This window comes from Paenibacillus sp. FSL H8-0122 (assembly GCF_038005345.1).
In the GTDB taxonomy this organism is placed as follows: domain Bacteria; phylum Bacillota; class Bacilli; order Paenibacillales; family Paenibacillaceae; genus Paenibacillus_AQ.
The window spans coordinates 4,218,852-4,245,048 of sequence record NZ_JBBOTB010000001.1; the positions used below are offsets into that span (position 1 = coordinate 4,218,852).

The window sequence follows — 26,197 nt, forward strand, 5'->3', positions numbered from 1 at the left end:
CGCCGCCCCTTAGTCTGCCTGTTTCGTATGACTGTCTCTTGCCGCTTCCCTGCTGTTCTGTCCAAGGCCGTACCGCTCCTGGTAGTAGCTGGGTGTGCAGCCTGCATATTTCTTGAAGATTGCAATGAAATATTTATAGTCCTTATAGCCGACATCGGCGGCAATGGCATACACCTTGTCCTCGCCGCTGCGCAGCAGATCCATCGCCTTCTGGATACGGTAACGGTTCAAGAAATCGTTGAAGGTATAGGTCGTTTCACTTTTGAATTTCTGATTCAAGTAGGTGGCGCTTACTCCCAGGCTTTCCACGAGATCCTTAATCCCGATTTTCTCCGCATAATGCTCCTGAACATACCGGATCATCCTCGACACGTAACGGGACGATTTCCCGGGGAGCTTAACGACAGAAGCTTGTAGCGCTTCCCCGTTAGTACCACCTGATGTCAGCATAGCCGAGTACTGCCGCTTCATCGCCAGCTGCCCCTTGGCCCGCTCCAGTGCAGCCAATAGCTGCTCCTGCTCCAGTGGCTTCAACAGGTACTCGGTCACGCCAAGCCGGATGGCATCCTTGGCCAGTCTGAACTCATCGTAGCCCGATAGGATAATGTAACTGCAATCGGCCTCTTCTACGCTCTGCTCAATCATGCCAATTCCGTCCAGCAGCGGCATATTCACATCAACAATGACGATATCAGGCCGGAGCTCGGCGATCTGACGCAGTCCGTCCTCGCCATTCTCGGCTTCCCCTACCACGACACAGCCTGCCCCCATCCAATCGAAGGTGAAACGCAGCCCCTTGCGGATCATCTCCTCATCCTCTACCAGCAGCACCTTGAACATCTGTCTCCTCCTTCCGGTATGGCAATCTGAATGTAACGACGGTGCCTTCTCCCTGCGTGCTGTCCAGCTCAATCCCGTAACGGTCGCCGTACATCAGCACCAGCCGCCGGTGCAGATTATGCAGCCCGATATGCGGGGCACGGTTATCCTGTGAATGCATGATGTCCCGTACCTCCGCAAGCCGCTCCCTGCTCATTCCTCCGGCATCATCCTTCACTTCAAGAATGAGATCCGTCCCCTCTACCCAGCCCAGCACCGTAACCGCAACCGATTGACGCTGGCGGTAGCCGTATTTAATGGTATTCTCAATCACGGGCTGGAGCATCAGCCGGGGAACGAGCGCCGTCCGGGCCGCCTGATCCACCTCCTCGTGGTAATGGAGCCTGTCCTTGAAGCGGATCTGCTGAAGCTTCATATAGCCTGCTATATATTCCAGATCATTCCCGAGCACCACATGATCCTGCTCGTTGCCTATACTGTAGCGCAGATGGCGGGACAACGTAAGCACCATATCCTGGGCAAGCCGATTATCCACGATAATGGCGTAACGGAGCGTCTCCAGTACATTGAATATGAAATGCGGATGAAACTGCGATTGCAGATGCTTCACTTCAATGACTCTGCGCAGATCAGACAGTTCTGTATTCTGGGCGACAAGCTCATTCAGGCGCTGAAGCATCTGGTTATACTGATTCGCCAGCGTCTCGAACTCGTCACCGGTTCCGATGTACACGTAAGAATCCATATTGCCGGATTGCAGCTCTCTGACGGCATAGATCAGCTTATCGATCGCCCTCGATTGGCGCGTGGAGATAATGCGGGCCGAATACCAAATGACAATCCAGAGCAGCAGACTTGCCATCACAAAAAATACAGCCAGAGATAAATAGGCGCTCCGGTTCCCTTCGGCGGCACTTAACGTGTAAATGCGCCATTGCGACAACGGGAGGTACGTTTCCTTACTGTAATATTTTCCGTTATCGATCCATACGTAGCCCTTGGAATCAGTGGTCAGGCTGTATTTGTTCATCAGGCCTTGAGTCAGATTATTGGTTGTGGCAATGATGGTCCGGTAGGGATCGGTGACTACGGCAATTTCGTTATTCTGCACAAAGAGCAGCTTCTGCAGATCCAGCTCGTACAATTGATAGATCAGATACCCTTGCACTCCCCCGCTGCCGGTAATTGCCTTGGCAAACGTATAAGCAGTATAGCGGTCATGCGAGAAGCGGATAGGGTTGGTCTCGGCCAATTCCGTCAGGCCCTGAGTGTGCATCCGCCGGGCGATAGCCTGCAGCGCAAGGTCAGAGGAATCAGAGCCATAGTTGGCAGAGGAGGCCAGAATGTCTCCGTCTGTACCCATGATATACATAATACTCTTCACCCGCTGCCGGTTATTGAAGGCATAGAACCGCTCGAACACCTCAGGACCTCGGAACTGCACACTTGTGAACGCCCTAACGGAATCCAGCGCCGAAGCTTCATTCATTTCCTTAACGTAGGAGCTGTAGACCTCCTCCATCGCCAGCTTGATTTTTTTGCCCGCTTCTGTCGTCTGATTGATGAGCAGGAACCGCGAATTGATCATCATGAACATCAGGAACAGCACAAACAGAATGGAAATCGGCACAAGCGTATGCAGCAAAAACAGTCTGCGCAGCGAGTCCTTGAAGCTCCTTTTTGCCCCCATGCCTTCTCCTCCTATTCGTCCTGCTATTATACATCAGGATGCAGCAAAGCCCGGTACCCGCTGGCGCGGGCCCGGACTACAGCTACATGGTTACTTCTTTTTTGCCGGAGAGCTTGAAGAACAGCAGCAGGGACAGTACAGTGATCGCCGTCAGCAGTGTCGATAAGGCAGCAGCTACACCATAATTGCCGCGTACTACTTCAGTGTAGACCGCTACTGTCATCGTCCGGGTCTTCCCTGTATACAGAATAATCGAGGTGCTAAGCTCTGTAATAATGCTGATCCAGCTGATAATTGCCCCGGCGAATACCCCGGAGATCATCATCGGCACTGTAATCTTGAAGAACGTCCGCAAGGTAGAGGCTCCGAGACTGATCGCCGCCTCCTCTATGCTGTCATTCACCTGATGGAGCACAGCAGCACTGGAGCGGATCGTATAAGGCAGACGCCGGATGACAAAAGCAGCAATCAGAATCACGGCGGTGCCGCTCAGCACCAGTGGTTCTTTATTGAAGGTCACGAGCAGGGCTATCCCCAGAATCGAGCCCGGTACGATATAAGGCAGCATCGTGAAGGTATCGAGAACATTCGCTGCCGCACCTTTGCGTTTCACCGTTACATAGGCGATCAGCACCGCTGCCAGCGTAATGATCACAATCGTGATACTGGCCATCATGAAGGTGTTGTAGATCGCATCTCCCACTTTGGAGAAGGCCGCCCGGTAGCTGTCCAGCGAATACCCGTCGACGAATATTTTGCCGGAGGTCTTCAGAAAGGAGGTATAGGCAACATAGACCTGAGGCATCAGCGCCAGTAACGTGAACAGATACACATAGGCGTGGGCCGCCAGATTGGCCGCACCCTTCAGCTTCTTCGGTTCAATCGGATTCAGCGCACTCATGCTGTACGACTTCCGGTTCGCCACGTACTTCTGGAGCAGGAATACTGCGACCGCGAACAACACAACAATCACACTGATTGCCGCAGCAAAGCCGTCATCTCCCCCGACTTCACTGATGAATTCGTTGAAAATCAGGACAGGCACCGTCCGGTACCCTTCACCGATCAGCATCGGTGTGCCGAAATCCGCGAACGCCCGCATGAAGACAAGCAGTCCTCCGGCGAGAAGGGTCGGCGTAATCAGGGGCACGAGGATTTTCCACATTTTGCGCAGCCCCGTACAGTTCATACTCTCCGCCGCTTCCATCAGGGAGTTGTCCACATTCTTCAGCGCCCCTGATACATACATGAAGATCAGCGGAGACAACTGAAGCGTCAGCACCAGCAGAATGCCGGAGAAACCGTAAATATCTGGCATCGTGAACCCGAAGACCCGGGACATGAAGGCAGTGATCACCCCGCTGCGTCCGAGCAGCAGAATCCAGGCATACGCCCCGATAAACGGAGCGGACATGGAGGAGATCAGAATCAGAATCCGCACCGCAGCGCTGCCTTTGATTCTGGCAATCGTCATAATGTAGGCCAGCGGCCCAGCAACCAGGATAGACAGCAGGGTAACACTTACTGTAACCTTGATGCTGTTCCACACTGCGTTCATATAATAAGCCTTGCTGAAGAATTTATGGAAGTAGGCGAGTGAGAACTCTCCGGTGTTACCGTCGAAGAAGCTTTTTATCAATAGCATGAACAAGGGCAGAGCCAGGAATACCAGATATCCGGCAAAAATAACAAAGGTAATCAGCGACCAGATGTCCCAGCGCTTCATCCGGCCGCTCATAGCCGAATCCCCCGGTTCAGATTGCGTTCCCCGGCTTCATCATAGACATTGACCGTTCCAGGGAGAATGGCAAGCGTCACCTGCTGTCCGATCTCCACCGCCTGAGTGGAGGCTGACTGCTGGATGATCTCCACCTCCTGCCCGTTCTCAAGCGCCACCACCAGGTGGGTGTTCAGCCCCAGGAATACATTGTTCACCACAGTTCCCGTGAGACCTGTTCCGTCTTCAGCCAGTACGAATTCCTCCGGCCGGACCGAGAGCTTCACCTCTGCCGTTGCAGCGGATATTAATTCCTCTTGAAGCCCCGGGATTTCCAGTGAATAGCTGCTGCCCATATGAAGAACTGCGTTGCCTCCGGCTCCCCTCTCCAGCTTCGCTGCAATAACATTGGTCCGCCCGATGAAGGTGGCGACGAACAGATTGGCCGGACGCTGATAGATATCCCGCGGTGTTCCCACCTGCTGGATGGTACCGGACTTCATCACCGCGATCCGGTCGGATACCGCCATCGCCTCTTCCTGATCATGCGTGACGTAGACTGTCGTAATTCCCACCTCACGCTGGATACGCTTGATAGCGTTACGCATATCCACGCGGAGCTGCGCATCCAGATTGGACAGCGGCTCATCCATCAGCAGCACATCGGGATTAATGACGATAGCACGGGCAAGGGCTACGCGCTGCTGCTGACCGCCTGACAGATTTTTGGGCATTCTGTGCTTGTAAATTTCAATCTGCACCGTATCCAGAATCTCTGCGACTCTGCGCTGCCGCTCCTCCTTGCCCACTTTACGGTTCTCCAGCCCGAAGGCTACATTCTCCGACACGCTTAGATGGGGAAAAATGGCGTAATTCTGAAAGACCATTCCGATGTTCCGTTTGCCCGGAGGGACGTTGTTCATGACTTTATCGTTGAAGCCGAGATCCCCGCCTTCAATACTGTTGAAGCCAGCCACCATCCGCAGCAGTGTCGTCTTCCCGCAGCCTGAAGGACCCAAGAGGGTGAAGAACTCACCCTTCTGGATGTTCAGGGACAGCTCGGGGATTACGGTGGTGTCGCCATATTTTTTGACAATATTCTTGAAGGATATTGCGACGCTCATGTTGCACACCCGCTTTCTCTCTATTTAGCTGCTCAGTAGCTTGGATTATTTAGCAATACTCGTAAACAACTCGTTATAACGTTCCACAATCGCCGCCTTATTCTCAGCAACATAAGCCACATCCTCATCGATTACCTTGATCTGGTCCATCGGTGTCATGAAGTCTGCGATTACCGCATCCGAGCGTAACGGACGGTTCGTGGTCTCTTGTCCCAGTGCATCCTGTCCTTCTTTGGAAATGAGGAAGTCAATGAACTTCTTGGCGTTCTCCTGATTCGGCGAGCCCTTGACCACTCCCGCTACCGCATCCAGAAATACCGCGCCCTCTTCGGGGTACACGACCTTGACCGGGGCACCGTCTCTGACATAGCTGACTGCCGGATCTTCGTATGTCAAAGCCACCACATATTCGCCGTCTGCGACGCTCTTGTGCGCTTTACTGGAGCCGCCTGCAATTTTGCCATCCAGATTCTCCAGCAGCTTAGCTACATACTCCCAGCCTGCCTCTGAGGTATAGTCGCCGCCCATCGCTCTGAGCATATTCGTCAATTGGGCAAATGCCGAGCTGGAGTTGGCCGGGTCCGCCATGGCAATCTTGCCCTTCAGCGCCGGATTAAGCAGATCCGCATAGCCCTTAATCGGAATGTCGCCTGCCAGATTCGTATTCACCAGCAGCACACTTCCGTCAGAGACATAAGAGGTCATGATCCCTGTCGTATTCGTGTGTCCCTGCAACAGATCCTTATCATTAGAAGAGACATATTCCTCGAACAGGTCCGCATTATCATTGAACAGGGCGAAAGCTCCGCCGAACATAACGTCCGCGTACGGGTTTGTTTTCTCTGACTGAATCCGCTTGATCAGCTCACCGCTGCCCGCCGATACCAGCTCTACGGTAACGCCTGTCTGCTTCTCAAAGGCCGGAATAAGTGCGTTAATCATCGCTTCACTATTAGGGGTATAGACTACCAGCTTATTCGTGCTGCCGCCCGCCGCGCCTTCATTCGCTTTGTTTCCTCCGCACGCCGAGAGCACAACCACCATCATTGTCACAATAAGTGACACCTTCAACCACTTTTTCATTTTCATTCACCCCTTATTTGGATATAGGTCTATTTTAGCAGCTTGAAATTTCATTAAAATCCTATTATTCGACAGAATCATCTAAAATGCGCAACTAAAATAACGATTTGCGTTATGTTAACTGACATTAAAACAAAATGGAAATCGTTTTATAACTTTTTGCCGGATACTGAAACCCGCAGTATTTCGAGGCCCGGATGTCCCGGATTGTCATCAACATCGCTATTGACCATCTTAACCGAAACAAACGGGTGACTTACATGGAGGATCAATCGCAGAGCGATACCAGTGATGAGCATGCAGTTCCACTGGAAGAGAAGCTGGATCTTTACCAGGCTTTTGACAGATTAATTGCAGCTCCAGATGAAATCCCCTCTATACACCTGATGGGCGATCGCTCATCGTTACGAACTTATATGTTATGTATGTGTAATTTATATGTATTGTATAATCACATAAAATTAATTTTAATTAAATTTTTATGCATATTTATGAATTTATTTTACATAAAAGTAAAATTATCATTTTGACAATTATGAAAAATGTCATATATACTTACACAGAGATCAAATTAAGAGGAGGTCACTTATGAATCTTATGCACAAAAGAAGTCTAAGTCTCTTTACCGCTCTGTTGGTTCTCTTCACCATGTTATCCTTCCCATCTATTACGAAGGCCGCCGAAGTCACCACACCCGGGAGAATCATTCCCAATGTCGTAGTCGTCGGTGTCGGAGGAACCATTACCTCCACTTCTCCTTCCAGAGAGCTGTTTCAGACTTACGGCACGCCAAAGGTACCCATTAATGATATTATCCAAAGACTACAGCCCGAGCTATCCAAAATAGCCAATGTCACCAGTACAGAGCTAAGCAATATCAGCTCTGCGCAAACCACCTCCAAGGACTTATACAACCTTACCATCGCTATCGACAAGGAACTGGCCAACCCGGCTGTTCATGCTGTAGTTGTTACTACCGGCACCAACATCATGGAAGAGCTGGCTTACTGGACTGATCTCACTGTCCGCAGTCCCAAGCCTGTTATCTTCACCGGGTCCATGCGACAGTCCAATACGATCTCCTTCGACGGAGAAGCTAATCTGCTGAATGCCATCCGGCTGGCTGCAAGTCAGAAAACCACTTACTATGGTACAGTTCTGATGATGAATGATGAGTTCTTTGCAGCCAGAGAAGTTACCAAGACGGATGCGCTGCGTCTGGATACCTTCGGCGGGGGCCGCTACGGCGCTCTGGGGACGGTAGATGAGAACCGGATTCGTGCGGTTCGTGCACCGGCCCGCGTCAAGGATGCCGGAACCGAGAAGTGGAAAACTCCTTTTGATCTCAGTACGATCCAGCCGGAGGATCTGGCTAAGGTTGATGTTGTATACAGCTATACGGAAGCCTCCGCAACCCCCATTACTGCCTTGGCTGATGAAGGGGTTAAGGGGATCGTAACTGCGGGTCACGGTGCCGGAGGCATCTCCACCGCACAGCAGGCAGCCCGTACAGCAGCTATCGAGAAGGGCGTTCTATTCGTAAGCGCTACGCGAGCAGGCTCAGGGGCAGTATACGACACCGGAGCCAAAGGTATCATCGGTGCAGGCGATTTACTCCCGCAAAAGGCAAGAATCCTGCTTCAGCTGGGTCTTACCTTCTCCAAGGACCAGGAGCAGATCCGTCAGTGGTTCTCTACCATTGGAATGCCGGATTACGATATGAGCAAATAAGACAACAAAAGATAAGCGGAGGCCCCCGGCCTCCGCTTACTGCTGCTTAATGCTTCTACACCTGCCCTCCACGCATCAGCCTACATCCTTATATCTCAATCTGCGGATCGACCAGACCGATAGAACTACGAGGTACACTCCATTCATCAGGAAGAATAGCAGATTCTCCATAGCCGTCAGTCCGCGCTGGGTAAGCACGCCCATGCCAATGGTCAGCAGCGAATATGGGAACAGCAGCCCCAGCTTCAGCACATATAGACCCAGCCCCACAAAAACCGCACACAGGCTGATTCCGACCGGTGTCGCAAAGCTGCGGATACGGATGGACAACCCGAGCTGCAGAGCGGCAATGCTCAGCGAAGCTACCCAGCCGCGAAGGGTCCAGATCACCATTTCCGGCGGAAAAGGCCCGCTAAAGGAGAGCATCTGCCCAGCAGTCCAGTACAATAACAGAAACATGCCCTGCGCTCCCGCAATCAGCACGCCGACAATAACAAGCTTGGCTATAAAGAGACTGGTTATGGATACTGGAGCAGCCAGGATCATGTTCCAGTTCCGGTTCACATGCTCCAGCCTGCAGACAAAGGCGCAGCAGATGGCAATCAGAATCGGCAGGAAGAACTCTCCATAAAATAAGCTTACCTGAGTCCATAGACTATACCACTCTCCCTGCAAGGCCTCCCGGTTCATCACAAAATTAGCACAGCCGATCATCAGGCTGACCACAGGCAGACTGACCAGCACCAGTCCCATCCGCGAGCGGCGCAGCTTGGGCCATTCGGCAGCAACACTTCTAAGCATAAGTTCTCCTCCTTAGACCGATTGTTTGGAGACATGGGTATTCCCGGCAACATACAGAACCAGTGTCAGTATCAGAGCTGCACTTAACTGAATCAGAGGCATGCTTCCTGTAACATAAGTTCCTGATGAAGCCTTATACACATAAGTCACCGGACTGAGATCCAGATAATAGGACCAGACGACCAACTGCCGGACAGCGGCAGGGAACAAGCTTGCGGTCGTCCCCAGGAACCCGCCCAGCATGCCAAGACACAGGGCAAATGCCTGATTCTTCACCGCCAGCGATATCCATTGCTGCATCGCAATAATCAGCAGACTGGCAATCAGAGTACCCGCAGTGAACTGCAGCAGCAGGCCTGCCGGAAGCGGTTCTGTGAGTCTATGGAACATGCCGAAGCCGGCAATAAAAACAACCTGGGCCAGAATGCCGTAGAGGATCAGACTTCCGGCACAGACGAATTTGGCGGCATAGACCGCCTGGCGTCCGACAGAAGTGGTCATCAGCATTTTCCAGGTATCCCCTTTATGCTCCATGTCGCAAATCCTTGATACCACAATCGCCGACAGAATCGGCAGGAACAGCCCGTTCATGGACGAGAGGCTGAAAATCAGCGCTTCCCAGGTGGCATTGTCCGCACTCCGCGAGATCGAGATGCTCATGGACATGGCCGCCCACCCCAGCTCGGCGGCCAGAAAGAGCGTCAGCATCGCCCATACCTTTCTCCGCCGGATTTTGTAATATTCGAGCAACAAGACCTTCATCACAGGCTCCGCTCCTTTCCGGTGAGATCCAGGAAGATATCCTCCAGACTCTGCTTGAATTCCACGATCCGGCTCACAGCAATCTGCCCGGACACCAGAATCTCATTGACCCGGGCCACCTCAGCGTCCGGCATGGCGCTGAACACCAGCTGCTGCTCCTGCATTCTAGGCCTATACCCGTGCTCCGACAGTATCCGGACTGCCCGGACGGGATCACCGACCCGAAAGTGAACGGCCGCCCGGTTCTGCGCCTGAAGTGCAGCCATCGCCCCCTGGAACAGCAGCTTGCCGTCACTGATGATGCCAACCGATGTAGCAGTCTGCTCAATCTCCGACAACAGGTGGCTGGATACCACAATCGTCATGTCATACTGGGCAGGCAAGGATTTAATCAGCTCCCGGATCTCTCCGATCCCCGCAGGATCGAGTCCATTCGTAGGCTCGTCCAGAATCAGCAGACTCGGGAAAGCCAGCAAGGCCATAGCCAGACCCAGACGCTGCTTCATTCCGAGTGAATACTGCCCGGCAGGCTTGTGCCGGTGATTGTCCAGCCGGACAATCTGCAGTACCTTATCAATATTTTTGGCAGGCAGGCTGCGCAGCCGCTGCATGACTCTCAGATTCTCAAGGCCCGTCAGATGTCCGTAATAGGAAGGCGACTCAATCAGCGAACCCGTCCGGTTCAGAATCTCCAGCCGGTGGTTCCGCAGCTCTTGCCCGAACAGCTTAACGGTTCCTTGGGTGGGTTGCACCAGTCCCAGCAGCATCTTAAGCGCAGTCGTCTTCCCTGCTCCGTTCGGACCAAGGAAGCCAAAAATCTCTCCCTGCTGCACCTTCAGATTTACCTGATCCACCCGGGGCGTTCCCCCATAGGTTTTGGTCAATTGCTGTGTCTCGATAATTGGTTGAATGTTCATAGGTTCCATTTCAGCTCCATTTCTCTCAAGTCGGCTCTTGCTTCCTAGCATAGAGGCCTTCCCTTGCTCCAGGCTGAAGATAACCTTACGCCTACCTTAAATACACCGGCACCTCCCATTCTTCACCGCCTAATCGTGTATACTAATTTATGGGTGATGACGATTGAATAACATGAAGAACCGCAAAATAATGATCGTTGAGGACGAGCCAAAAATACGTGAGATGATCGAGCTTTTTTTAAGAAAAGAAGGGTATTACCGCATATATGCGTCTGGAGATTATAGCAGTGCCCTCGCCATGTGCCGCCAGGAAAAACCGGATATCGCCATTCTTGATGTGATGCTGCCGGACGGGGACGGGTTCTCGCTTCTCTCCGCCATACGAACCTTCTCCGATATGCCGGTACTCTTCGTGTCGGCACGCGGCGAAGATGAGGACCGCCTGCTGGGACTGGGCCTTGGGGCCGACGATTATATCGTCAAGCCTTTTCTGCCGAGGGAGCTAATGCTGCGTCTGACGGCTGTGCTGAAGCGGGTGTATGCGCCCTCCGTTCCGGAGCGGCTTCCTGTCTTCAGGTCGGGGGAGCAGGTGGTGGATCTGGACAGCGCTGTGGTACGAAGAGACGGCCAGGAGCTGCCCCTGACGGCTAAGGAGCACGCCATTCTGGTCAAGCTCTATGAGAACCGCGGCCGGATTGTGACCAGCGATGCTCTCTGCCTGGCGGTATGGGGAGATGACAGCTACGGGTATGAGAATACCTTAATGGTACATATCCGGCGTATCCGCGAGAAGATCGAAGCCGACCCTTCGAAGCCGGTGCAATTGCTGACGGTCAGAGGGCTGGGCTATAAGCTCATTGTACAGGAGGCGCTCTAATGGACAGTGCGGTCCGGATTTTACGCAAATTCGTAGGCTCCACCCTGCTGGTCTCTGCGCTCCTGCTCCTGTTCAATCTGATTCTGCTCGGCTTGCTAATCTTCAAGGAGACCCATCAGGAGGCTTCGCCGGAGAAGGTCGTAAGGGAAATATCCTCAGATCTGCAAGGGTCAGACGGCAAGTACTCCCTGAATCCCAAGGCGGCCGCGCTGCTTCAGCAGAACCGGGCCTGGGCCATGCTGCTGGATGCCGGAGGCAAGGTAACGTGGAGTGAGCAGCTGCCGCCGGAGGTTCCGCGCGCTTACAACATCGTAGAGGTGGCGAAGTTCTCACGCTACTACTTGCTGGAATATCCTGTGTATATGTGGGAGCATCCAGAAGGACTTATTGTCGTAGGCTATCCTAAATATTCATATGAAAAATATCAGCTCGGATACCTGACGGACTGGCTGCGCTCCCTTCCCTTAAGAGTGCTGCTGCTCCTGATCTGCAATGCGGTACTGGCCGTGGCCCTCTCCTTGTTCATCGGCACCCGGCTGATCCGCAATATCCGGCCCCTGATCAACAGCATTCATGCCCTGGCCAAAGACAAGCCGGTTAACCTGGAGACTGCCGGACTCTTCAGTGATTTGTCCGAGAGCATTAATTCGGCTTCCGCTACCCTGCAGACCCGGAGCGCGCAGCTGAAATCACGGGATGAAGCCCGCTCCAACTGGATCGCCGGGATCTCCCATGACATCCGCACCCCGCTCTCGATGATCCTTGGCTACGCGAGCAATCTGGAGGAACAAGATAACCTGACCGGAGAGCAACGCCAGCAGGCTGCCATTATCCGCCGCCAAGGCGAGCAGCTAAGGTCGCTGGTGAGCGACTTGAACCTCGTCTCTATGCTGGAGTATGACATGCAACCGTTGCAGCTTAAGCCGGTACGCTTATCCGCTCTGGCCCGGACCGTGGTATCCGACTTCATGAATAACGGCCTGGAGGAGCGGTATACGATTGACCTCTGCCTTACTGATGAGAGCCTGAAGGTGATGGGAGATGAGAAGCTGCTGTACCGTGCAGTAAGCAATCTGGTCCAGAACAGCATCCGGCATAACCCGGATGGGTGCCGGATTGTGGTTAGCATCCTCCGCAGCGAGGAAGACTCCTGTCTCGCCTTGTCCGTATCGGACAATGGTCAGGGTGTTCCGTCAGAGCTTTTGCCGGAGCTGGTCCTGCTGCCGTACTCCGGGAAGCGGACCCGCCCCGTCCGGCAGGGCCACGGGCTTGGCCTTCCGATGGTCGCCCGCATTGCCGAAGCCCATAAGGGCAAGCTTGTTCTGGAGAGCAGCGCCGGCCACGGACTGCGGGCCACCCTGCGTTTTCCCCCTTTGGCGTGAAGACGGATTGACAGCGAATGGAAGAGCCTCTTGCGGCGCAAGAGGTTCTTTCATTTAGGCTAAAATCCTCTCTCCAAGATTCCCCATTTTCTGCTATGCTAATAGAAATCCAAAGTAGAAGCAGGAGGCGCGCAATAGAATGGATGCATTTCAATACGAGCTTACATCTGAGACAGCTATCAACTTGAGATATGAGTATGGGGGTGAATATTTTACATTCAACCTGTTCCGGGATGACAGCGGGTGGGTGCTGCATCCGTTTGACGGGATGCTGCTGAGGAATCAGGCAATGTGTACGCTGGTTGCGCAGGAGCTGTTCAAGCACAAGCCTTTTCAGGTGATGCTGGCCAAGGAAGGGATTCTGTTCACTGACATACGCTCCACCGTCAATCTGGATAATGTCAGCGCGCCGGTTGCCGCACGCAATGAACGCGAGTCACGCGGTAATCCTGCAGACGATCTGATGGAATTCGTTCAGCAGCACTCGATTGAAGAGGTCATTGACTACGAATGCAAGCTGGTGGGGAGCCGTATCTCCTTTTACCAAGAAATTCTACAGCGCATGTTCATGGACAACCTGGGCCCCTCGGACCCCGAGTTCCAGAAGATACAGGATATTGTACGGATCTACGAGCAATCCCTGGAGCGCCTGACGGATCTGAATGGTCCCAATCTGGATGCCGGAAGCCGGGGCAGATTCTGAGTCTGCCACCCGCACTTATACAAGCTTGAACTACTCATAGGAAAGGCTGGTTCTCATGACACTTGAGCTTATCAAGGGGCAAAAATGCAGCTTAACCAAAGACAATCCTCTCCTCGGCCGCATCATCGTAGGCATGGGCTGGAATGAAGCAAGGGCTGGGGTCGAGATTGATTTCTCCGTATTTTTACTTACCGCGTCGCAGAAGGTTGCAACAGAGAAGGATCTTATTTTCTATGGCAATCCTGCGGCCCCGGACCAGTCTGTAGTGATATTGCCGCCCGCGCAACGAGTCCATAGCGGACCCGCTGACGATACACAAATTGCTATAGAGCTTAGTCTAATTCCTGCGGAGGTTGAGCGGATTGCCTTCGCCCTGACGATCTATGAGGCGGAATCAAGACAGCAGAGCTTCTCGCTGCTCTCCGATCCCTATCTGCGCATTATGAACGCTGCGGATGGAACGGAGCTCCTCCAGTACCGCCTGGGCGGCGGTTATTCCGTGGAGACTGCCATTGTGGCAGGGGAGATCTACAGATATCAGAACGAATGGAAATTCAGCGCGGTCGGCTCCGGTTATGCGGGAGGCTTAGCCGCGCTCTGCCACAGCTACGGAATACAGGTCAAGGACATCCTGCCTGTTGTTCAAGCTTCCAGAGCACCCGAACCCGCCCGCAACTCCCCCTTTGTTCTTCCGGAGCTGCGGTCACGGCCTAAGCCAGTCGATTCATTGCCTCCCGCAGCACCACCCGCTCCTTCCGCTTCGCCCTTGAACCCGGACACCATCGTTCTCAAGCGGCACGGGGAGACCCTCCGTCTCCAGCAGGGAGCAGGAGCCTCAGGAGAGATTCTTATCAATCTTAACTGGCTTCAGACTCCATCCTCCGGCTGGTTCGGGAGCAGAGGCATTGACCTGGATCTGGGCTGCCTGTTCGAGTTGAAGAACGGCCTTAAGGGTACGGTCCAGGCGCTCGGCGAATCGTTCGGCAGCTTGAACCGCCCGCCTTACATCCTCCTAGACGGGGATGACCGTACCGGCTCCATCGCCACTGGCGAGAACCTGCGGATTAACGGCCATCACCTGTCCGAGATCAGCCGGATCGTCATCTTTGCTTTTATCTATGAAGGCGTTACGAACTGGTCACAAGCCGGCGCCGTTATAACCATCAGCCAGCAGGGCGGGCCGGCGATCAAGGTGCAGCTGGACGAGCATAACAACGATAAGGGAATGTGCGCCATCGCCATGCTTCGCAGCCAGCAGGACGGCAGCTTCAGCGTGGAACGGCTTGTAGAGTATTTCAGCGGGCACGAGGAGCTGGACCAGCGTTACCACTGGAATCTGCGGTGGGAGTTGGGGAGTAAGTAGGGGGCAAGTAGGCAGCAAGTAGCGGCCAGCACGATCAGGAACAACGTCCCCTGGCGGGCGGGTGTTACCGCCGATAGCGCTGAGCCACCTTCTGCCAGACCAATGTGGTCGGTTTTTCGATTACATTGGGCTCACTCGCTCCACGCCAGACCAATGTGGTCGGTTTTTCGATTACATTCCGCCCACTCGCTCCACGCCGGACCAATGTGGTCGGTTTTTCGATTACATTGGGCTCACTCGCTCCACGCCAGACCAATGTGGTCGGTTTTTCGATTACATTGGACCCACTCGCTCCACGCTGGCCCAATGTGGTCGGTTTTTCGATTACATTGGGCCCACGTGCTCTCGTGGCAGCCTATAGCCTCAGCCGCACGCAAAACAGCCCTTCCCCGTCAAAAACGGATGTAAGGGCTGTTTTGCTGTAATTATTTTATTCTGCAGGATGATCTACAGAAGCTGCCTGGATGCTGCCGAATGCCCAGTAGCCAGCCGGAACATCTGTCCATTTCTGGACTGCGCTGGTCAGCGGAGCGATCCCAAGGGCACGGTTAACGATGGTTACGGCTTCCGCACGCGTTAACGTCTGGTCTGGACGGAACGTGCCGTCTTCGTAGCCGGTGATGATGCCTGCCTGGGACAACTGCTCAACAGCTGCCTGAGCCCAGTGTCCGGCAATATCACTGAAGCCGGCCGCTTGGGTTTGAGCGCTTGTAATCAAGCGGGACAAGATCGTCGCCATTTCAGCTCTTGTAATCGTCTGGTTAGGCTTGAAGCTGCCGCCCCCATAACCTTTCATGATGCCGCTTCGCGTTACTTGACCGATTGCATCTGCAGCCCAGTGTCCGGCAGGAACATCGGAATACGCAACACCAGCAGTGACTGCGGACTGGCTGAAGGTGCGGGCAATGATGCTGGCCGCTTCTGCCCGGGTGATGCTATTCCCCGGCTTGAAGGTGCCATCGGTATACCCCGTCATATACGCCTTCAGTTGTGCCGCTGGATCTTGTGCAAAAACAACTGTAAATGTACTGAATTTGCTGATACTGAATTGAATACCTGACTTTCCGGTCTGGCCGAAAGGTACGATCTCACCCTTGACCAATTCTTTGGTGCCGTCGCTGTGCTGGATAAAGACCGCCAGTGCCTTCAGTTGCTCCGCTGTTAACGAACTGTTGCTAAGCGGCAATACCAGGGTAACCGGACGGCTCTGCAGATTGGTTTCAATCGTTACCGGACGGCTTACCAGCGTAACTGTAGCACCGCGGGATACACTCTGCACCTGTGCTTTGGCAAGCGCTTCTACCTCTGCGCTCTGCTGCGATGTCTTCAGTGGAACGAGGTTGAAATAAATATCTGTACCGAATCCAGCCATTGAGCTGCCCGGCACCTTCACCTCAGCATTCACTGTGAATAGATCCAGCGTGATCTGATTATCAGCAAATTGCTTGCTGGAAGCTGCCGGAATGGTCAATCTGGTTCCGGCGACCTCATCCTTCTGATCCGGCACGATGATTCTGGCAATACTCGAACCCGCAGCCTTAAGCTCATTAACCGCGCGGATGGCTTGTTCCAATGTGAACGTAAGGGTATCACTCTTCACACCGTTCGCATCCTTGGTGCGGGTAATGATAACGGAGGATACCATGGAGCCTTGAGCAGCCCCGTTTTCAACGTTTGCGTTAATACTTTCTGTCTGAGGACTGGGTGTTGGAACCGGAGCCGGTGCTCCTCCCCCTGATCCTGAGCCGCCGCCCGGTGCCGGTGTAGGAGGATCAGTTGGCGTGACCGGAACAGGAACTGCCGAGAAGCTCCAGACCTTACTATCCGCAAGTCCTGCATAGCTGTTACCTGATTCATCTGTAAAAGCACCTGCCTGAATCAACACATAATAGCTGCCGCCCTGCTTAAGCAGGCCGTTCGTGTTGATGCTGACGGTTGAGTTCGCAATCGAAACCAGCGTCTTATCGTCCGCTTTAATCGACTTAACGACCTCACCATTCTCTGCATTAACAAGCTCAATATTGGCATTTCCAGCAAGCACATTCTCGTTAAAGGTCAATATGAGTGCAGTAGATACAGGTACATGCGTTGCATTACCTGCCGGACTGTAAGATGTTACTACCGGGGCTGCTGTATCTGGCGCACTGGTGGTCACAAACCGCCAGGCGTTAATGCCTGCAATGCCGGTATAGCTGTTGCCTGCGAGATCTGTAAATGATCCTTCGGAAATACGTACAAAGTAACTCGTCCCATGCTCCAGGTTATCCGCCGGATTGATGGTTACGACATTGTTCAGGATCGTTATCATGTCCGAAAGGGCAGGAATCGTCACGACCGGATGAATGTCATCGGTGCTGCGGAAAATCTCAATGGTACCCGCTGCCGCCCGTACATTTTCGCTGAAGGTCAGGACCAGATTCGCATTCACTGCCACTTCGGTGGCCCACGGCTCCGGCGAATACGTAATCACCGTAGGCGAGATCCGATCCGGTGCATCTGTGGTTGTGAATTGCCAGATTGTGCTCTCCGCATTGCCGGCATAGCTGTTGCCTGCGAGATCAGTAAATGCCCCGGCTCCAATCTGTACATAGTAGCTCGCACCGTACTTCAGATCATCCGTAGGATTAATCGTCACCACATTGCTCTGGATGCTTACATTTCCGGAAGCCGCAGGAATCGTCGCTGCCGGTGCATGATTCGCACTATTGTAGATTACGATATTGCCTTCCCCTGCTTTTACATTCTCGCTGAAGGTAAGTTCCAGATTAGTCCCAATAGCTACACCCGTTGCACCATTCGCAGGTGAGTACGCGTTTAACACAGGTGCAGTTGTATCCGGCGCAGCCGGGGTGGTGAACTGCCAGGTAGTATCGTCTGCGATACCAGAGTAGAAGTTACCGGATAGATCTGCGAAAGCATCGCCTGTAATTCTTACATAGTAGCTTGTACCATACTCCAGATGTTGAGCCAGATGGATTGTTGCTTTATTGTTCAGAATGATTGCATCACTGGCAGCAATAGTAGCTACCGCTTTGTCGGAGTCAGGGCTGTAGATCTTAATGCTGCCTTCCCCTGCCACTACATTCTCGCTGAAAGCAAGCTCCAGGTTAGCTCCGATAGCTACCTCTGTTGCCCCATTCTCAGGCGAGTATGTGCTTACGATGGGTGCCGTCTTATCGGGTTCGCTGGTGGTACTAAAGCGCCAGGTTGTATCGTTAGTGATGCCCGCATAGCTGTTGCCCGCCATATCCGCAAATGCATTGTTCTCAATCTGTACATAGTAGGTTGTACTGTAATCAAGGTCAGCCTCCAGATTGATCGTTACTACGTTGGCGTCAATAATGACTTGCATAGAATCGGCAGGAATCGTGACCGGTGGAGCACTGCTGTTCGTGCTGTTGTAAATTTTAATACTGCCTTCCGATCTCTGTACATCCTCGTTGAAAATAAAGCTCAGATTGGTGCCAATCTCTACATTCTTTGCTCCATTCTCAGGAGTAAACCCGCTTGCCACCGGCGGTGTTGTATCGGGAGCTTCTTCTGTTGTGAACTGCCAGGTTTCCTTATCCGAGATACCTGTATAAGAGTTAGAGTTTTCTGCCAGATCTTTGAAAGCTCCGTCACTAATGATTACATAGTAGGTTGTACCATATTCCAGTTTTGCATAAGGATCAATCGTTACCACCTTATCAAGAACTGTAACATCATCAAGCTGAATGACTTCTACCGGATTAACTTCATCCGTACTTTTGTAAATCTCAATGTTGCCGCTATCCTTCGTCACAGGCTCATCGAACGTAAGCGTCAGATTCGATTCAATATCAACCCCTGTCGCCCCTGGCACAGGAGAATAATCGATAACGGTTGGAGCGGTCTCATCTCCTGGTCCAGCAACAGTCGTGAAGCTCCAATCACCCGCTGCGATAGCTGCATTGCCGCTGTCACCGTTAGTGAAAGCATCCGCGTCAATTGTTACAGCATATTTCGTACCTTGATCGAAATTCTTACCCGGATTAACCGTTACCGTATTGGTAGCTGGATTTACCGTTACTCTGCTGGTGTCATCCGCCGGGATGATTTCAACCGGAGCGGACAGATCCGCAGCCTTGAATATTTTAATATTAAAGTCGTCTCCAGTGGCTGCCGTCACCGGCTGATTAAACATCAGCTGCAGGTTTGCATCTACTGCTACATCGGTCTCATCATTTCCCGGAGTCAGACTGAGCACCCGCGGAATGTTTGGAACGGCATTGGACTCAATGATCACACCCGTTACACCCACAGCGATAAAGCGGTTATGGTTCTGATTAAATGCAATTCCATTAAGGGTTGTAGTCACACCTGTATTTTCAGGCTTCCAATTCTGCCCCATATCACTAGTAGAGAAAACCTTACCGCCGTCTCCTGCGGCCATAAATACCCCGTTCCCGGAAGCCACTCCGTTCAGATTCACTTTAGAATCCAGGGTCTGCTCAACGCCTTTTTTACTTTCCGGAGAGATAATAATGGTTCCCGACGCCCCGACAGCCATGAACATGCCACCGCCGAAGCTGATGCCCTTTAAATTTTCGGTTGTTTTACGTGTTACCGGGGTCCACTCAAGTCCATCCTCGGAAATTACCACCGTACCGTTATCGCCCACTGCTACAAACGTACCGTTGCCGTAAGCCACAGCGTTCAGATTCTCAGTAGTGTCTGAGTATCGTATATCCCAGTCAGTGCCGTTGTCATTTTTTATCATGATAAATCCTGAATCGCCGACTAGAACTAATTTTTCATCACCGTAACTGACTCCATTCCAGTTAAAACCGGCGGATCCATCGGAGGGTGTCCAGGACACGCCATCTGTTGACGTTAGGACTATCCCATAGTCACCGACTGCAACATATTCGCCATCTGTACCCGTATGGATAATATCGTTCAAATTCTCGGTCACACCTGATTCGCGGTCTGTCCAGGTCATGGAGCTGCTTAATGCACCAATTTCTCCTCCATTGCCCACCATTACTGTACCGGTGCCTATTGCTACTGCATTTAATGTAATTCCGCCTGGCGCCGTATCGAGAGACAACCAGCTTGCCGCACCATTGTCTGTCGAACCCGCATATACCGGAAAGGCTCCGGTCCAAACTAAGCTGATCACGAGTAACAACGAGAAATATTTTTTCAATCCCTTACCCTTAAACAATGTATCGCTCCCCCTTGTTCATTCATCCTGTGCTATATTGCAAATTCTGCTGGAGTGTAGCACCTGCCCCCTTAGAAAATTCATATCTGGGCTCCATTCTAGCAGACAGCTCTAAACAAACTCTTAACAATTCTCGACAAAAACCGATTCACCAGGACCTAATTGGGGTATAGCTCTAAAAAAAATGAAAAAACAGCGATTTTCTAACCACTTATCAAAAAAATTGTCTAAACCAAAAAAAGCGCACGGAGCTTTCGCTCACATGCGCAATTGTGGTTATATTTCCTCGAAAATCCCCTTGGCAACCAGTATCGCCGATGCGGCACGCGGCCAGCCTGCATAAAAGGCGAGATGAGTCATGGCCTCGATCAATTCTTCCTCGGATAGACCGTTGTCCAGGGCCAGACGGATATGAAAGGGTAACTGTCCGGTAAGCCCGCCGGCAACCAGGGCCGATATCGTCAGGAGACTGCGTTCCCGAAGCGATAACTGTTCCCTTCTCCATACCTCCCCGAAGAGCACCTCCTCCGAATAACGCGCGAACGAAGGAGCAATATCTCCGAAGGCCTCATGGGCATTCGATGCAATTTTCCGATGCTTCATTCCAAAACCTCCATTTCCTTCAAGGATCATTCATTCAATCATCTGAGCGATGCCATTGCCAAACGTCCAATCCTCGAATTCTGTATCGACCAGTACGACGAAGACGTCTTCTTTCCTGATGCCCAGTGTGCTCGACAACGTCTCAGCCAGCTTGCTGTAAAAGCCCCTTTTCTGCTCCTTGCTTCTCCCGGATTTCAGCGTAATTTGAATAAAGAGCAACCCATCACTCCGCTCTATGTTTAAGTAATTCGGGCTGTAATAAAATCCGCTTGCTTTATGGGCATGAAATACCTGAAAGAAATCATCTGGCGGCACGTTAAAATGCTCCACGAGAGCACTCATAATTTCACGGCTAATGATGGGCAGCTGTTGGTCATCATATTTGTTCTCCAAGTAACTGACTCTGACAAAAGGCATGTCACTTCACTCCTTTACTGGTGTAACTTCATTGTACTCTCCGCCTCTCATTCTGTATAATTGAATTAAATGATATAAAAATTCAATTTATTCGATGGAGATATCTGCTAATGGACCTAAAAGAACTAACTACATTTCAAACCATCCTGCAAGAAGGAAACTTCTCTAAAGCCGCCGCCAAACTGAACTACGCGCAGTCCACAATCACCAATCAGGTTCAACGTCTGGAGAAGGAACTGGGCATCAAGCTGTTCAAACGGGGCTGGGACTCTGAGCTTACAGCTTCGGGGCGGATATTTGCCGCTGAGATCGATAGTCTGATTCGACATTGGACCTATGTTGCGGGTCAGGCCAAGGCTCTGCAAAAAGAAGAGATCGGTACGCTTAGTATCGGCGGGCTGGAAACGTTGACGGAGCATGTACTGCCAAAGTCGCTTCTTCGCTTCATGGAGCATAAGCCTAATGTATCCTGCCATTTTGTGATCGGTAACACCGCTTCACTCTCGCATGCACTGCTTCAGAATCAATTGGATTTTGCCATCTGTGGAGAGCCTGTTGACCTATCTTCGTATCACTTCGAACCCTTGTATCAGGAGCGGATATCTTTTATCGCAGGGAACAACCACCCTTTGGCCGCAAAAGATGAGATCGCTTTCGAGGAATTGCTTGGTTATCCAATCATTGCCGGGGGAGCTACCTGTCTATATCATTCCCAATTAGCGAAGCATTTCTCCCGGTACACCGACACTCCTTTTCTGCATACAGTAAGTCAAATCTCCGCCATTGCGGGCTTCGTCCGGCAAATCCCTTCTATCGGAGCCGTCCTCGAATCTACGCCGTTACCGCCGAATGTCGTAAGACTTCATGTTGAGCTGAAGAACGCCGCCATTCCCGTAGGCCTGCTGCAATCACGCAACGTTGAGTATCATTCCTCATCCAAGAAGCTTTTAATGCAATTTGTAAAAGAGGAGCTGGAGTCCTGTCCACGATTAAGGCAGGTAGAGTAACGGGGATGCGAGCAGCACTGCAGTGATAAAAACGAGCTGAATCCCTATGCGGACCGGTAATTTCGGGACCGGCTTGCCGCCAATCGTCAACCGAGTGCGTGCTGCATAGATATTGGCGGGGAGCATGGCAATCAGCAGCACAATCAGGCACACGGCAGCGGCCAAGGAAACAGCTGGCAGCAATAATCCAATAGCCCCGGCGATCTCCAGCATTCCGGTAACCGTAACAATCCATTCCTTCCTTGGAAAAAGGGGCGGTACCATTCTGACCAGATCAGCCCGCCGCCGTCCCCAGTGAGCCGAAGCACCCAGAAGCAGCATAATGGCTACGGCCCACTGAAGGGCGGTTTGCCAGTCATTCCAATATGTCAAGCCCAGGAGACCCATCCCCCGGAACAGCAAAAAGGATGCGATAAGCGCGATAAAAGGAACCATTGTATACTCCTCCTTCACCATTAATTCTTCAGGATACCCGCCATAAAGCCGGCTACCTCTTTCGCTGACAGGGACTCGGGAGAGGCGCGCATGGAGGTGCGTACCCGCAGACCCAGCGACAGCAGGACGAACAGCTCCGCCGTCTCATCAGGATTAACGCTGTCTTTGATCACCCCGTATTTTTGCCCCGTGATAATCCACTGTCTGGAGACTGACACCGACCGCTCATGAAAATGCTCAAGTACCTCCGCTACCGCCGGTTCATTCTCCTTGCCCAGCAGATATAGGAGCACCTTGTTGGTCGCTTCATGGCTGTCCTCAAGACCAGCCAGACTTCTGGCAATGGCCAGCATCGGCCCGTCAAAAGCTTTATCCGGACTGCCTGCCACCTCCTCCTCAAAACGATTATTCACAGCGTCAAGCCGCTCCTCCAGCACCCAGGCAAAAATCTCATCCTTACTCTTCACGTAATGAAATATAGCCCCCTTCGACAATTGCGATTGCTCCATAATGTCCTTCAAAGTGATGGCATGACAGCTCTTATCCCGCAGCAGCTGCTTGGTAGCCTCCAGCAGCTGCCGGATCGTCTGCTCCCGCCGGTCTGCGTTCTTCATCGCTATTCTCCTCTTCTGCCTGGCATAGTTAAGATTAGATTAAATTAGGATATGATTACTGTTGATTATACATACCGACCGTCGGTTTGTAAATTGGTGTGTAAATAAAAAAAGGCTCGGAATGTTCCGGATAACGTGGATTAATTCCTCCATCATTTCTCCGACTACCGCACCCGTGATTTTAATACCTGTCCGATCTGGATCTTATATCCAGTTATGCCTCTTCATCCTCTTCGTCTTCAGCATCATCAAAATCTCCATGTTGATCCGGTGCCTCTCCCTCGATCTCCGTAATCATAGGCAGCTTTTGTCCCGGCTTCACTTCTGTCTCTCCCAGATATTGAATAATCATTCTCCACTCATCGCCATAATCGAATAAGAGGAGCAGCTTATGTTTGGGGGTATTCGTAACTGCCGCAAGATCCTACAGCGATGCCTTTGCAGATATTGCAATCCTCCGGTTCGGCCGTCCACGCACCGCACCGTTCCAGTCGCTTAAGGTTACTTTGAATAATCTGGCTTGTTCATTCTTAGTCATCAGACTCTCCCCTTTTATCAATTCCACTCTTCCTCACGCATTCTCCGAATCTCATTGTACAGTTCTTTTGCTTCATTAGGCGTCAGTATACCTTCAGATTCAAGAATATCGTCAATTGAATAGTCATCTTCAGCTAGCCCATTAGTTGTTTGTTTTTCCATTCTTTTTGGCACAAGCATGTCTGATTTCAGCCTCCTATGAGGACTTAAGGGTAGTATAACTTATTGATTCCTGGATTTGTAGCGCTATAATAAGAAACATAGGTTGTGAAGCACACGCCGCTTGTAATGCTTTGCCCCTTCCGAGTTAGTTTCTTGGAGAGGGTTGAGTATTGAGGCGGCTTTTTTGCGGGAAAAATAAACACTAAGTTGAGCGTTCGAGGAGGAGTACGGATGCCGCGATTTGAGCAGCAGTACGAGGAATGGTTAGTTAGCAATCTTAAGAATGAGAGCAACCACAGGCGAAAGGAGCTACTTGGCAAAGGATTAGGCCACGGAACAGTTGAATTTCTCCGCAAGGTATGGTTTCCGGCAATAGGCAATTTCGATCATTTGTTTCCAGAATGGGAAGTGCGTGATTTCAATAACGGGTACCGCTATCTGGACTTAGCTTATATGCCTGGAGGTGCAAAAGGCGGGATTGAGATTCAAGGCTTCGATTATCGAAGAACCCAAGCAATGTCAACAGTTGGTGTTGTCTTTTATCGGCAAATTCATTGCGACGGATGTTGCTTCCACCTTAACTTGGCTCGAAGCGGAGACCCTTCGTTACGCAAGACGTCTGCTCAGGGCATTCACACCTTTGGAGCTTGCTAAGCATCTCAGGGTAACGGACAGGCACTCCAGACGAATTCTGCATCATTTGGTCGAACAACAGTTACTGGATGTCGCTGGAGGACAGCAGCGCAACCGGACATATCAGCTTAGAGTGTAACGTATGTTTAGGAGCATAATTATAAAGCTGATATGGTAAAAACACTTGAATTCCGTGGCTGTGAGCGTGAGAAGTAGAGGTATCAATCAGCTGTAACGGACCGAGGCGCGCCTATTTCTACAAAAAGCACAATTTCACCAAGCTTACGGACTCAGATGGCGCTATTTACTAGATTTCATCTCATATATGGATGGTGATGAAACAATAAGCGCGATAAGGTCCGTTAGCCCTTTTAATTATGTTGAATAGAGAAAATAAGGGCTGTGGAGTCCGTAGCAGTCCTTTAGACACATTTAGAACCGAAGGATATAGACGGAAACCATACTTCGCAGTTGAGGTTCGGGGGTTCACGGTTCGGGAATGGATCTCAAGCCCTTGCTGTTCCCCCACTTAATCATCCGCATCCCCTGAAACAGCAAAAGAACAGCATCTCTGCCGTTCTTCATGTGATGGACTCTCAGGGGCTCGAACCCTGGACAAATAGATTAAGAGTCTACTGCTCTACCAACTGAGCTAAGAGTCCGTATGAAATTGGTGGAGCCAAGGGGGATCGAACCCCTGACCTCATCGCTGCCAGCGATGCGCTCTCCCAGCTGAGCTATGGCCCCATAATTTTACAATTTTGCCAATTTAGAATTACATTATGTATTCTAAAATCTAACCTTAGTGATAAGCTCAAGCCGCTTATTCATCAATGTGTTTCGTAGGCGACTTCTATATAATACAGAAATCTGCTTTCAGTGTCAACACTTTTTCGAAATTATTTTTGAGGACAAACGCCCTACCCGGGAACTGGCCCTATAACCCCAGAGCCAGCCCCGCTACCCCAATCAAACCCCTCTACTCCCTAAACCGCTTACAGCCCGTCCAGCTCCTCCGTGTTCTTGGACAGCAGTCCCTTCAGTTCCTTCATGAACATGTTAATGTCCTTGAACTGGCGGTACACGGACGCGAAGCGGACGTAGGCTACCTCGTCGACAGGGTAGAGCTGCTCCATGACCAGCTCGCCGATCTGGCGGCTCTCGATCTCGGCGAGGGCGATGCCGCGCAGGCTTTTTTCCACCTCGGATACGATGACCTCCAGGCGCTCAACAGGGACCGGACGCTTCTCGCAGGCACGGATCAGGCCACGGAGGATTTTGTCACGGCTGAACTCTTCACGGCTGCCGCCTTTTTTGATCACAATCAGGGGGGTCTCTTCAATCATCTCGAAGGTGGTGAAACGGCGGCTGCACAGCTCGCATTCCCGCCTGCGGCGGATGGACTTATTCTCATTGGCCGGGCGCGAGTCCAGGACTTTGGTATTGGTGTGGTCGCAGTAAGGACATTTCATAAGCTTCTTCACTTCCTCATCATTAGAATGGTCAGGCCCCGCCCCTTGATACACAAGGGCTATGCGGGATTAATTTAATTTCCAGAAAACACCGTTTATTTGTTGTTATGAATCTGACATGTCCGGCACATAATACAGT

The 26,197-nt window shown here is 51.7% G+C and carries 23 protein-coding genes, 2 tRNA genes and 1 pseudogene; 7 read left to right on the forward strand and 19 right to left on the reverse strand.

Features of this window, described 5'->3' with window-relative positions; translation table 11 throughout:
• Positions 1-9: 9 nt before the first annotated feature.
• The 5 genes from NSS64_RS18280 to NSS64_RS18300 all read right to left on the reverse strand — a co-directional run bounded on the left by NSS64_RS18280 (position 10) and on the right by NSS64_RS18300 (position 6,454).
• Positions 10-840, reverse strand: a complete 831-nt coding sequence (locus NSS64_RS18280) for a response regulator transcription factor (RefSeq protein ID WP_341141056.1) — start codon at positions 838-840, stop codon at positions 10-12.
• On the reverse strand, positions 812-2,530 hold the full coding sequence (locus NSS64_RS18285) for a sensor histidine kinase (protein WP_341141057.1): 1,719 nt from the start codon (positions 2,528-2,530) through the stop codon (positions 812-814). The genes NSS64_RS18280 and NSS64_RS18285 overlap by 29 nt, the downstream gene beginning before the upstream one ends.
• An 82-nt stretch (positions 2,531-2,612) precedes the next feature.
• Entirely contained in the window at positions 2,613-4,268 is a 1,656-nt protein-coding gene (locus tag NSS64_RS18290) for an ABC transporter permease (RefSeq protein ID WP_340942171.1), read from the reverse strand.
• Entirely contained in the window at positions 4,265-5,371 is a 1,107-nt protein-coding gene (locus tag NSS64_RS18295) for an ABC transporter ATP-binding protein (protein ID WP_341141058.1), read from the reverse strand. Before NSS64_RS18295 ends, NSS64_RS18290 begins: the two co-directional genes overlap by 4 nt.
• A 45-nt stretch (positions 5,372-5,416) precedes the next feature.
• Positions 5,417-6,454 (reverse strand): ABC transporter substrate-binding protein, encoded by a 1,038-nt coding sequence (locus NSS64_RS18300; protein WP_341141059.1) that lies wholly within the window; start codon positions 6,452-6,454, stop codon positions 5,417-5,419.
• Positions 6,455-7,042: 588 nt separating this feature from the next.
• Here NSS64_RS18300 and NSS64_RS18305 point away from each other — a divergent pair.
• On the forward strand, positions 7,043-8,185 hold the full coding sequence (locus NSS64_RS18305; protein ID WP_341141060.1) for an asparaginase: 1,143 nt from the start codon (positions 7,043-7,045) through the stop codon (positions 8,183-8,185).
• A gap of 75 nt (positions 8,186-8,260) precedes the next feature.
• On the opposite strand, the gene NSS64_RS18310 is transcribed toward NSS64_RS18305, so the two are convergent.
• Genes NSS64_RS18310 through NSS64_RS18320 form a run of 3 tightly spaced genes read right to left on the reverse strand, consistent with a single transcriptional unit; the run spans position 8,261 to position 10,665 of the window.
• Complete coding sequence (locus NSS64_RS18310; protein WP_341141061.1) at positions 8,261-8,986, reverse strand: ABC transporter permease; 726 nt, start codon at positions 8,984-8,986, stop codon at positions 8,261-8,263.
• A gap of 12 nt (positions 8,987-8,998) precedes the next feature.
• Complete coding sequence (locus NSS64_RS18315; protein ID WP_341141062.1) at positions 8,999-9,751, reverse strand: ABC transporter permease; 753 nt, start codon at positions 9,749-9,751, stop codon at positions 8,999-9,001.
• Positions 9,748-10,665, reverse strand: coding sequence for an ABC transporter ATP-binding protein (locus tag NSS64_RS18320; protein WP_341141063.1), 918 nt, complete (start codon positions 10,663-10,665; stop codon positions 9,748-9,750). Before NSS64_RS18320 ends, NSS64_RS18315 begins: the two co-directional genes overlap by 4 nt.
• A 163-nt stretch (positions 10,666-10,828) precedes the next feature.
• Here NSS64_RS18320 and NSS64_RS18325 point away from each other — a divergent pair, with 163 nt between their 5' ends.
• The 4 genes from NSS64_RS18325 (at position 10,829) to NSS64_RS18340 (ending at position 14,990) form a co-directional block, all read left to right on the forward strand.
• The gene (locus NSS64_RS18325) at positions 10,829-11,542 is read left to right on the forward strand and encodes a response regulator transcription factor (protein WP_341141064.1); all 714 of its coding nucleotides are present in this window, start codon (positions 10,829-10,831) and stop codon (positions 11,540-11,542) included.
• Positions 11,542-12,924 carry a sensor histidine kinase gene (locus NSS64_RS18330; protein ID WP_341141065.1) on the forward strand — a complete coding sequence of 461 codons (1,383 nt, stop codon included), beginning with the start codon at positions 11,542-11,544 and terminating at the stop codon, positions 12,922-12,924. The genes NSS64_RS18325 and NSS64_RS18330 overlap by 1 nt, the downstream gene beginning before the upstream one ends.
• A gap of 139 nt (positions 12,925-13,063) precedes the next feature.
• A complete protein-coding gene (locus NSS64_RS18335; RefSeq protein WP_209874654.1) occupies positions 13,064-13,627 on the forward strand; it encodes a hypothetical protein in 564 nt (187 codons plus the stop codon).
• A gap of 55 nt (positions 13,628-13,682) precedes the next feature.
• Positions 13,683-14,990: a TerD family protein gene (locus tag NSS64_RS18340; RefSeq protein WP_341141066.1), complete on the forward strand. Its 1,308-nt coding sequence runs from the start codon at positions 13,683-13,685 to the stop codon at positions 14,988-14,990.
• Between the two features lie 64 nt (positions 14,991-15,054).
• Here the strand turns inward: NSS64_RS18340 and NSS64_RS18345 are convergent, their stop codons facing one another.
• The 4 genes from NSS64_RS18345 to NSS64_RS18360 all read right to left on the reverse strand — a co-directional run bounded on the left by NSS64_RS18345 (position 15,055) and on the right by NSS64_RS18360 (position 21,198).
• Entirely contained in the window at positions 15,055-15,297 is a 243-nt protein-coding gene (locus NSS64_RS18345; protein ID WP_341141067.1) for a hypothetical protein, read from the reverse strand.
• A gap of 123 nt (positions 15,298-15,420) precedes the next feature.
• Positions 15,421-20,178: an Ig-like domain-containing protein gene (locus tag NSS64_RS18350; protein WP_341141068.1), complete on the reverse strand. Its 4,758-nt coding sequence runs from the start codon at positions 20,176-20,178 to the stop codon at positions 15,421-15,423.
• Positions 20,179-20,454: 276 nt separating this feature from the next.
• Positions 20,455-20,781 carry a carboxymuconolactone decarboxylase family protein gene (locus tag NSS64_RS18355; protein ID WP_341141069.1) on the reverse strand — a complete coding sequence of 109 codons (327 nt, stop codon included), beginning with the start codon at positions 20,779-20,781 and terminating at the stop codon, positions 20,455-20,457.
• Between the two features lie 30 nt (positions 20,782-20,811).
• Positions 20,812-21,198 (reverse strand): tautomerase family protein, encoded by a 387-nt coding sequence (locus tag NSS64_RS18360; RefSeq protein WP_341141070.1) that lies wholly within the window; start codon positions 21,196-21,198, stop codon positions 20,812-20,814.
• A gap of 110 nt (positions 21,199-21,308) precedes the next feature.
• Between NSS64_RS18360 and NSS64_RS18365 the strand changes: the two genes are divergently transcribed.
• Entirely contained in the window at positions 21,309-22,205 is an 897-nt protein-coding gene (locus NSS64_RS18365) for a LysR family transcriptional regulator (RefSeq protein ID WP_341141071.1), read from the forward strand.
• On the opposite strand, the gene NSS64_RS18370 is transcribed toward NSS64_RS18365, so the two are convergent.
• The 4 genes from NSS64_RS18370 to NSS64_RS18385 all read right to left on the reverse strand — a co-directional run bounded on the left by NSS64_RS18370 (position 22,188) and on the right by NSS64_RS18385 (position 23,971).
• Entirely contained in the window at positions 22,188-22,640 is a 453-nt protein-coding gene (locus NSS64_RS18370) for a DoxX family protein (RefSeq protein ID WP_341141072.1), read from the reverse strand. The genes NSS64_RS18365 and NSS64_RS18370 overlap by 18 nt on opposite strands.
• A gap of 20 nt (positions 22,641-22,660) precedes the next feature.
• Entirely contained in the window at positions 22,661-23,254 is a 594-nt protein-coding gene (locus NSS64_RS18375; RefSeq protein ID WP_341141073.1) for a TetR/AcrR family transcriptional regulator, read from the reverse strand.
• A gap of 214 nt (positions 23,255-23,468) precedes the next feature.
• Positions 23,469-23,606, reverse strand: coding sequence for a hypothetical protein (locus NSS64_RS18380; RefSeq protein ID WP_341141074.1), 138 nt, complete (start codon positions 23,604-23,606; stop codon positions 23,469-23,471).
• Between the two features lie 203 nt (positions 23,607-23,809).
• Positions 23,810-23,971 (reverse strand): hypothetical protein, encoded by a 162-nt coding sequence (locus NSS64_RS18385; protein ID WP_340992095.1) that lies wholly within the window; start codon positions 23,969-23,971, stop codon positions 23,810-23,812.
• A gap of 213 nt (positions 23,972-24,184) precedes the next feature.
• Between NSS64_RS18385 and NSS64_RS18390 the strand changes: the two are divergent.
• Positions 24,185-24,725: pseudogene (locus NSS64_RS18390) on the forward strand (transcriptional regulator).
• A 450-nt stretch (positions 24,726-25,175) separates the two neighbouring features.
• Here NSS64_RS18390 and NSS64_RS18395 read toward each other — a convergent pair.
• The 3 genes from NSS64_RS18395 to nrdR all read right to left on the reverse strand — a co-directional run bounded on the left by NSS64_RS18395 (position 25,176) and on the right by nrdR (position 26,058).
• Positions 25,176-25,248, reverse strand: a tRNA-Lys gene (locus tag NSS64_RS18395).
• A 9-nt stretch (positions 25,249-25,257) separates the two neighbouring features.
• Positions 25,258-25,333, reverse strand: a tRNA-Ala gene (locus NSS64_RS18400).
• A 248-nt stretch (positions 25,334-25,581) separates the two neighbouring features.
• Positions 25,582-26,058, reverse strand: coding sequence for a transcriptional regulator NrdR (gene nrdR, locus NSS64_RS18405; RefSeq protein ID WP_036695870.1), 477 nt, complete (start codon positions 26,056-26,058; stop codon positions 25,582-25,584).
• Positions 26,059-26,197: the final 139 nt, after the last annotated feature.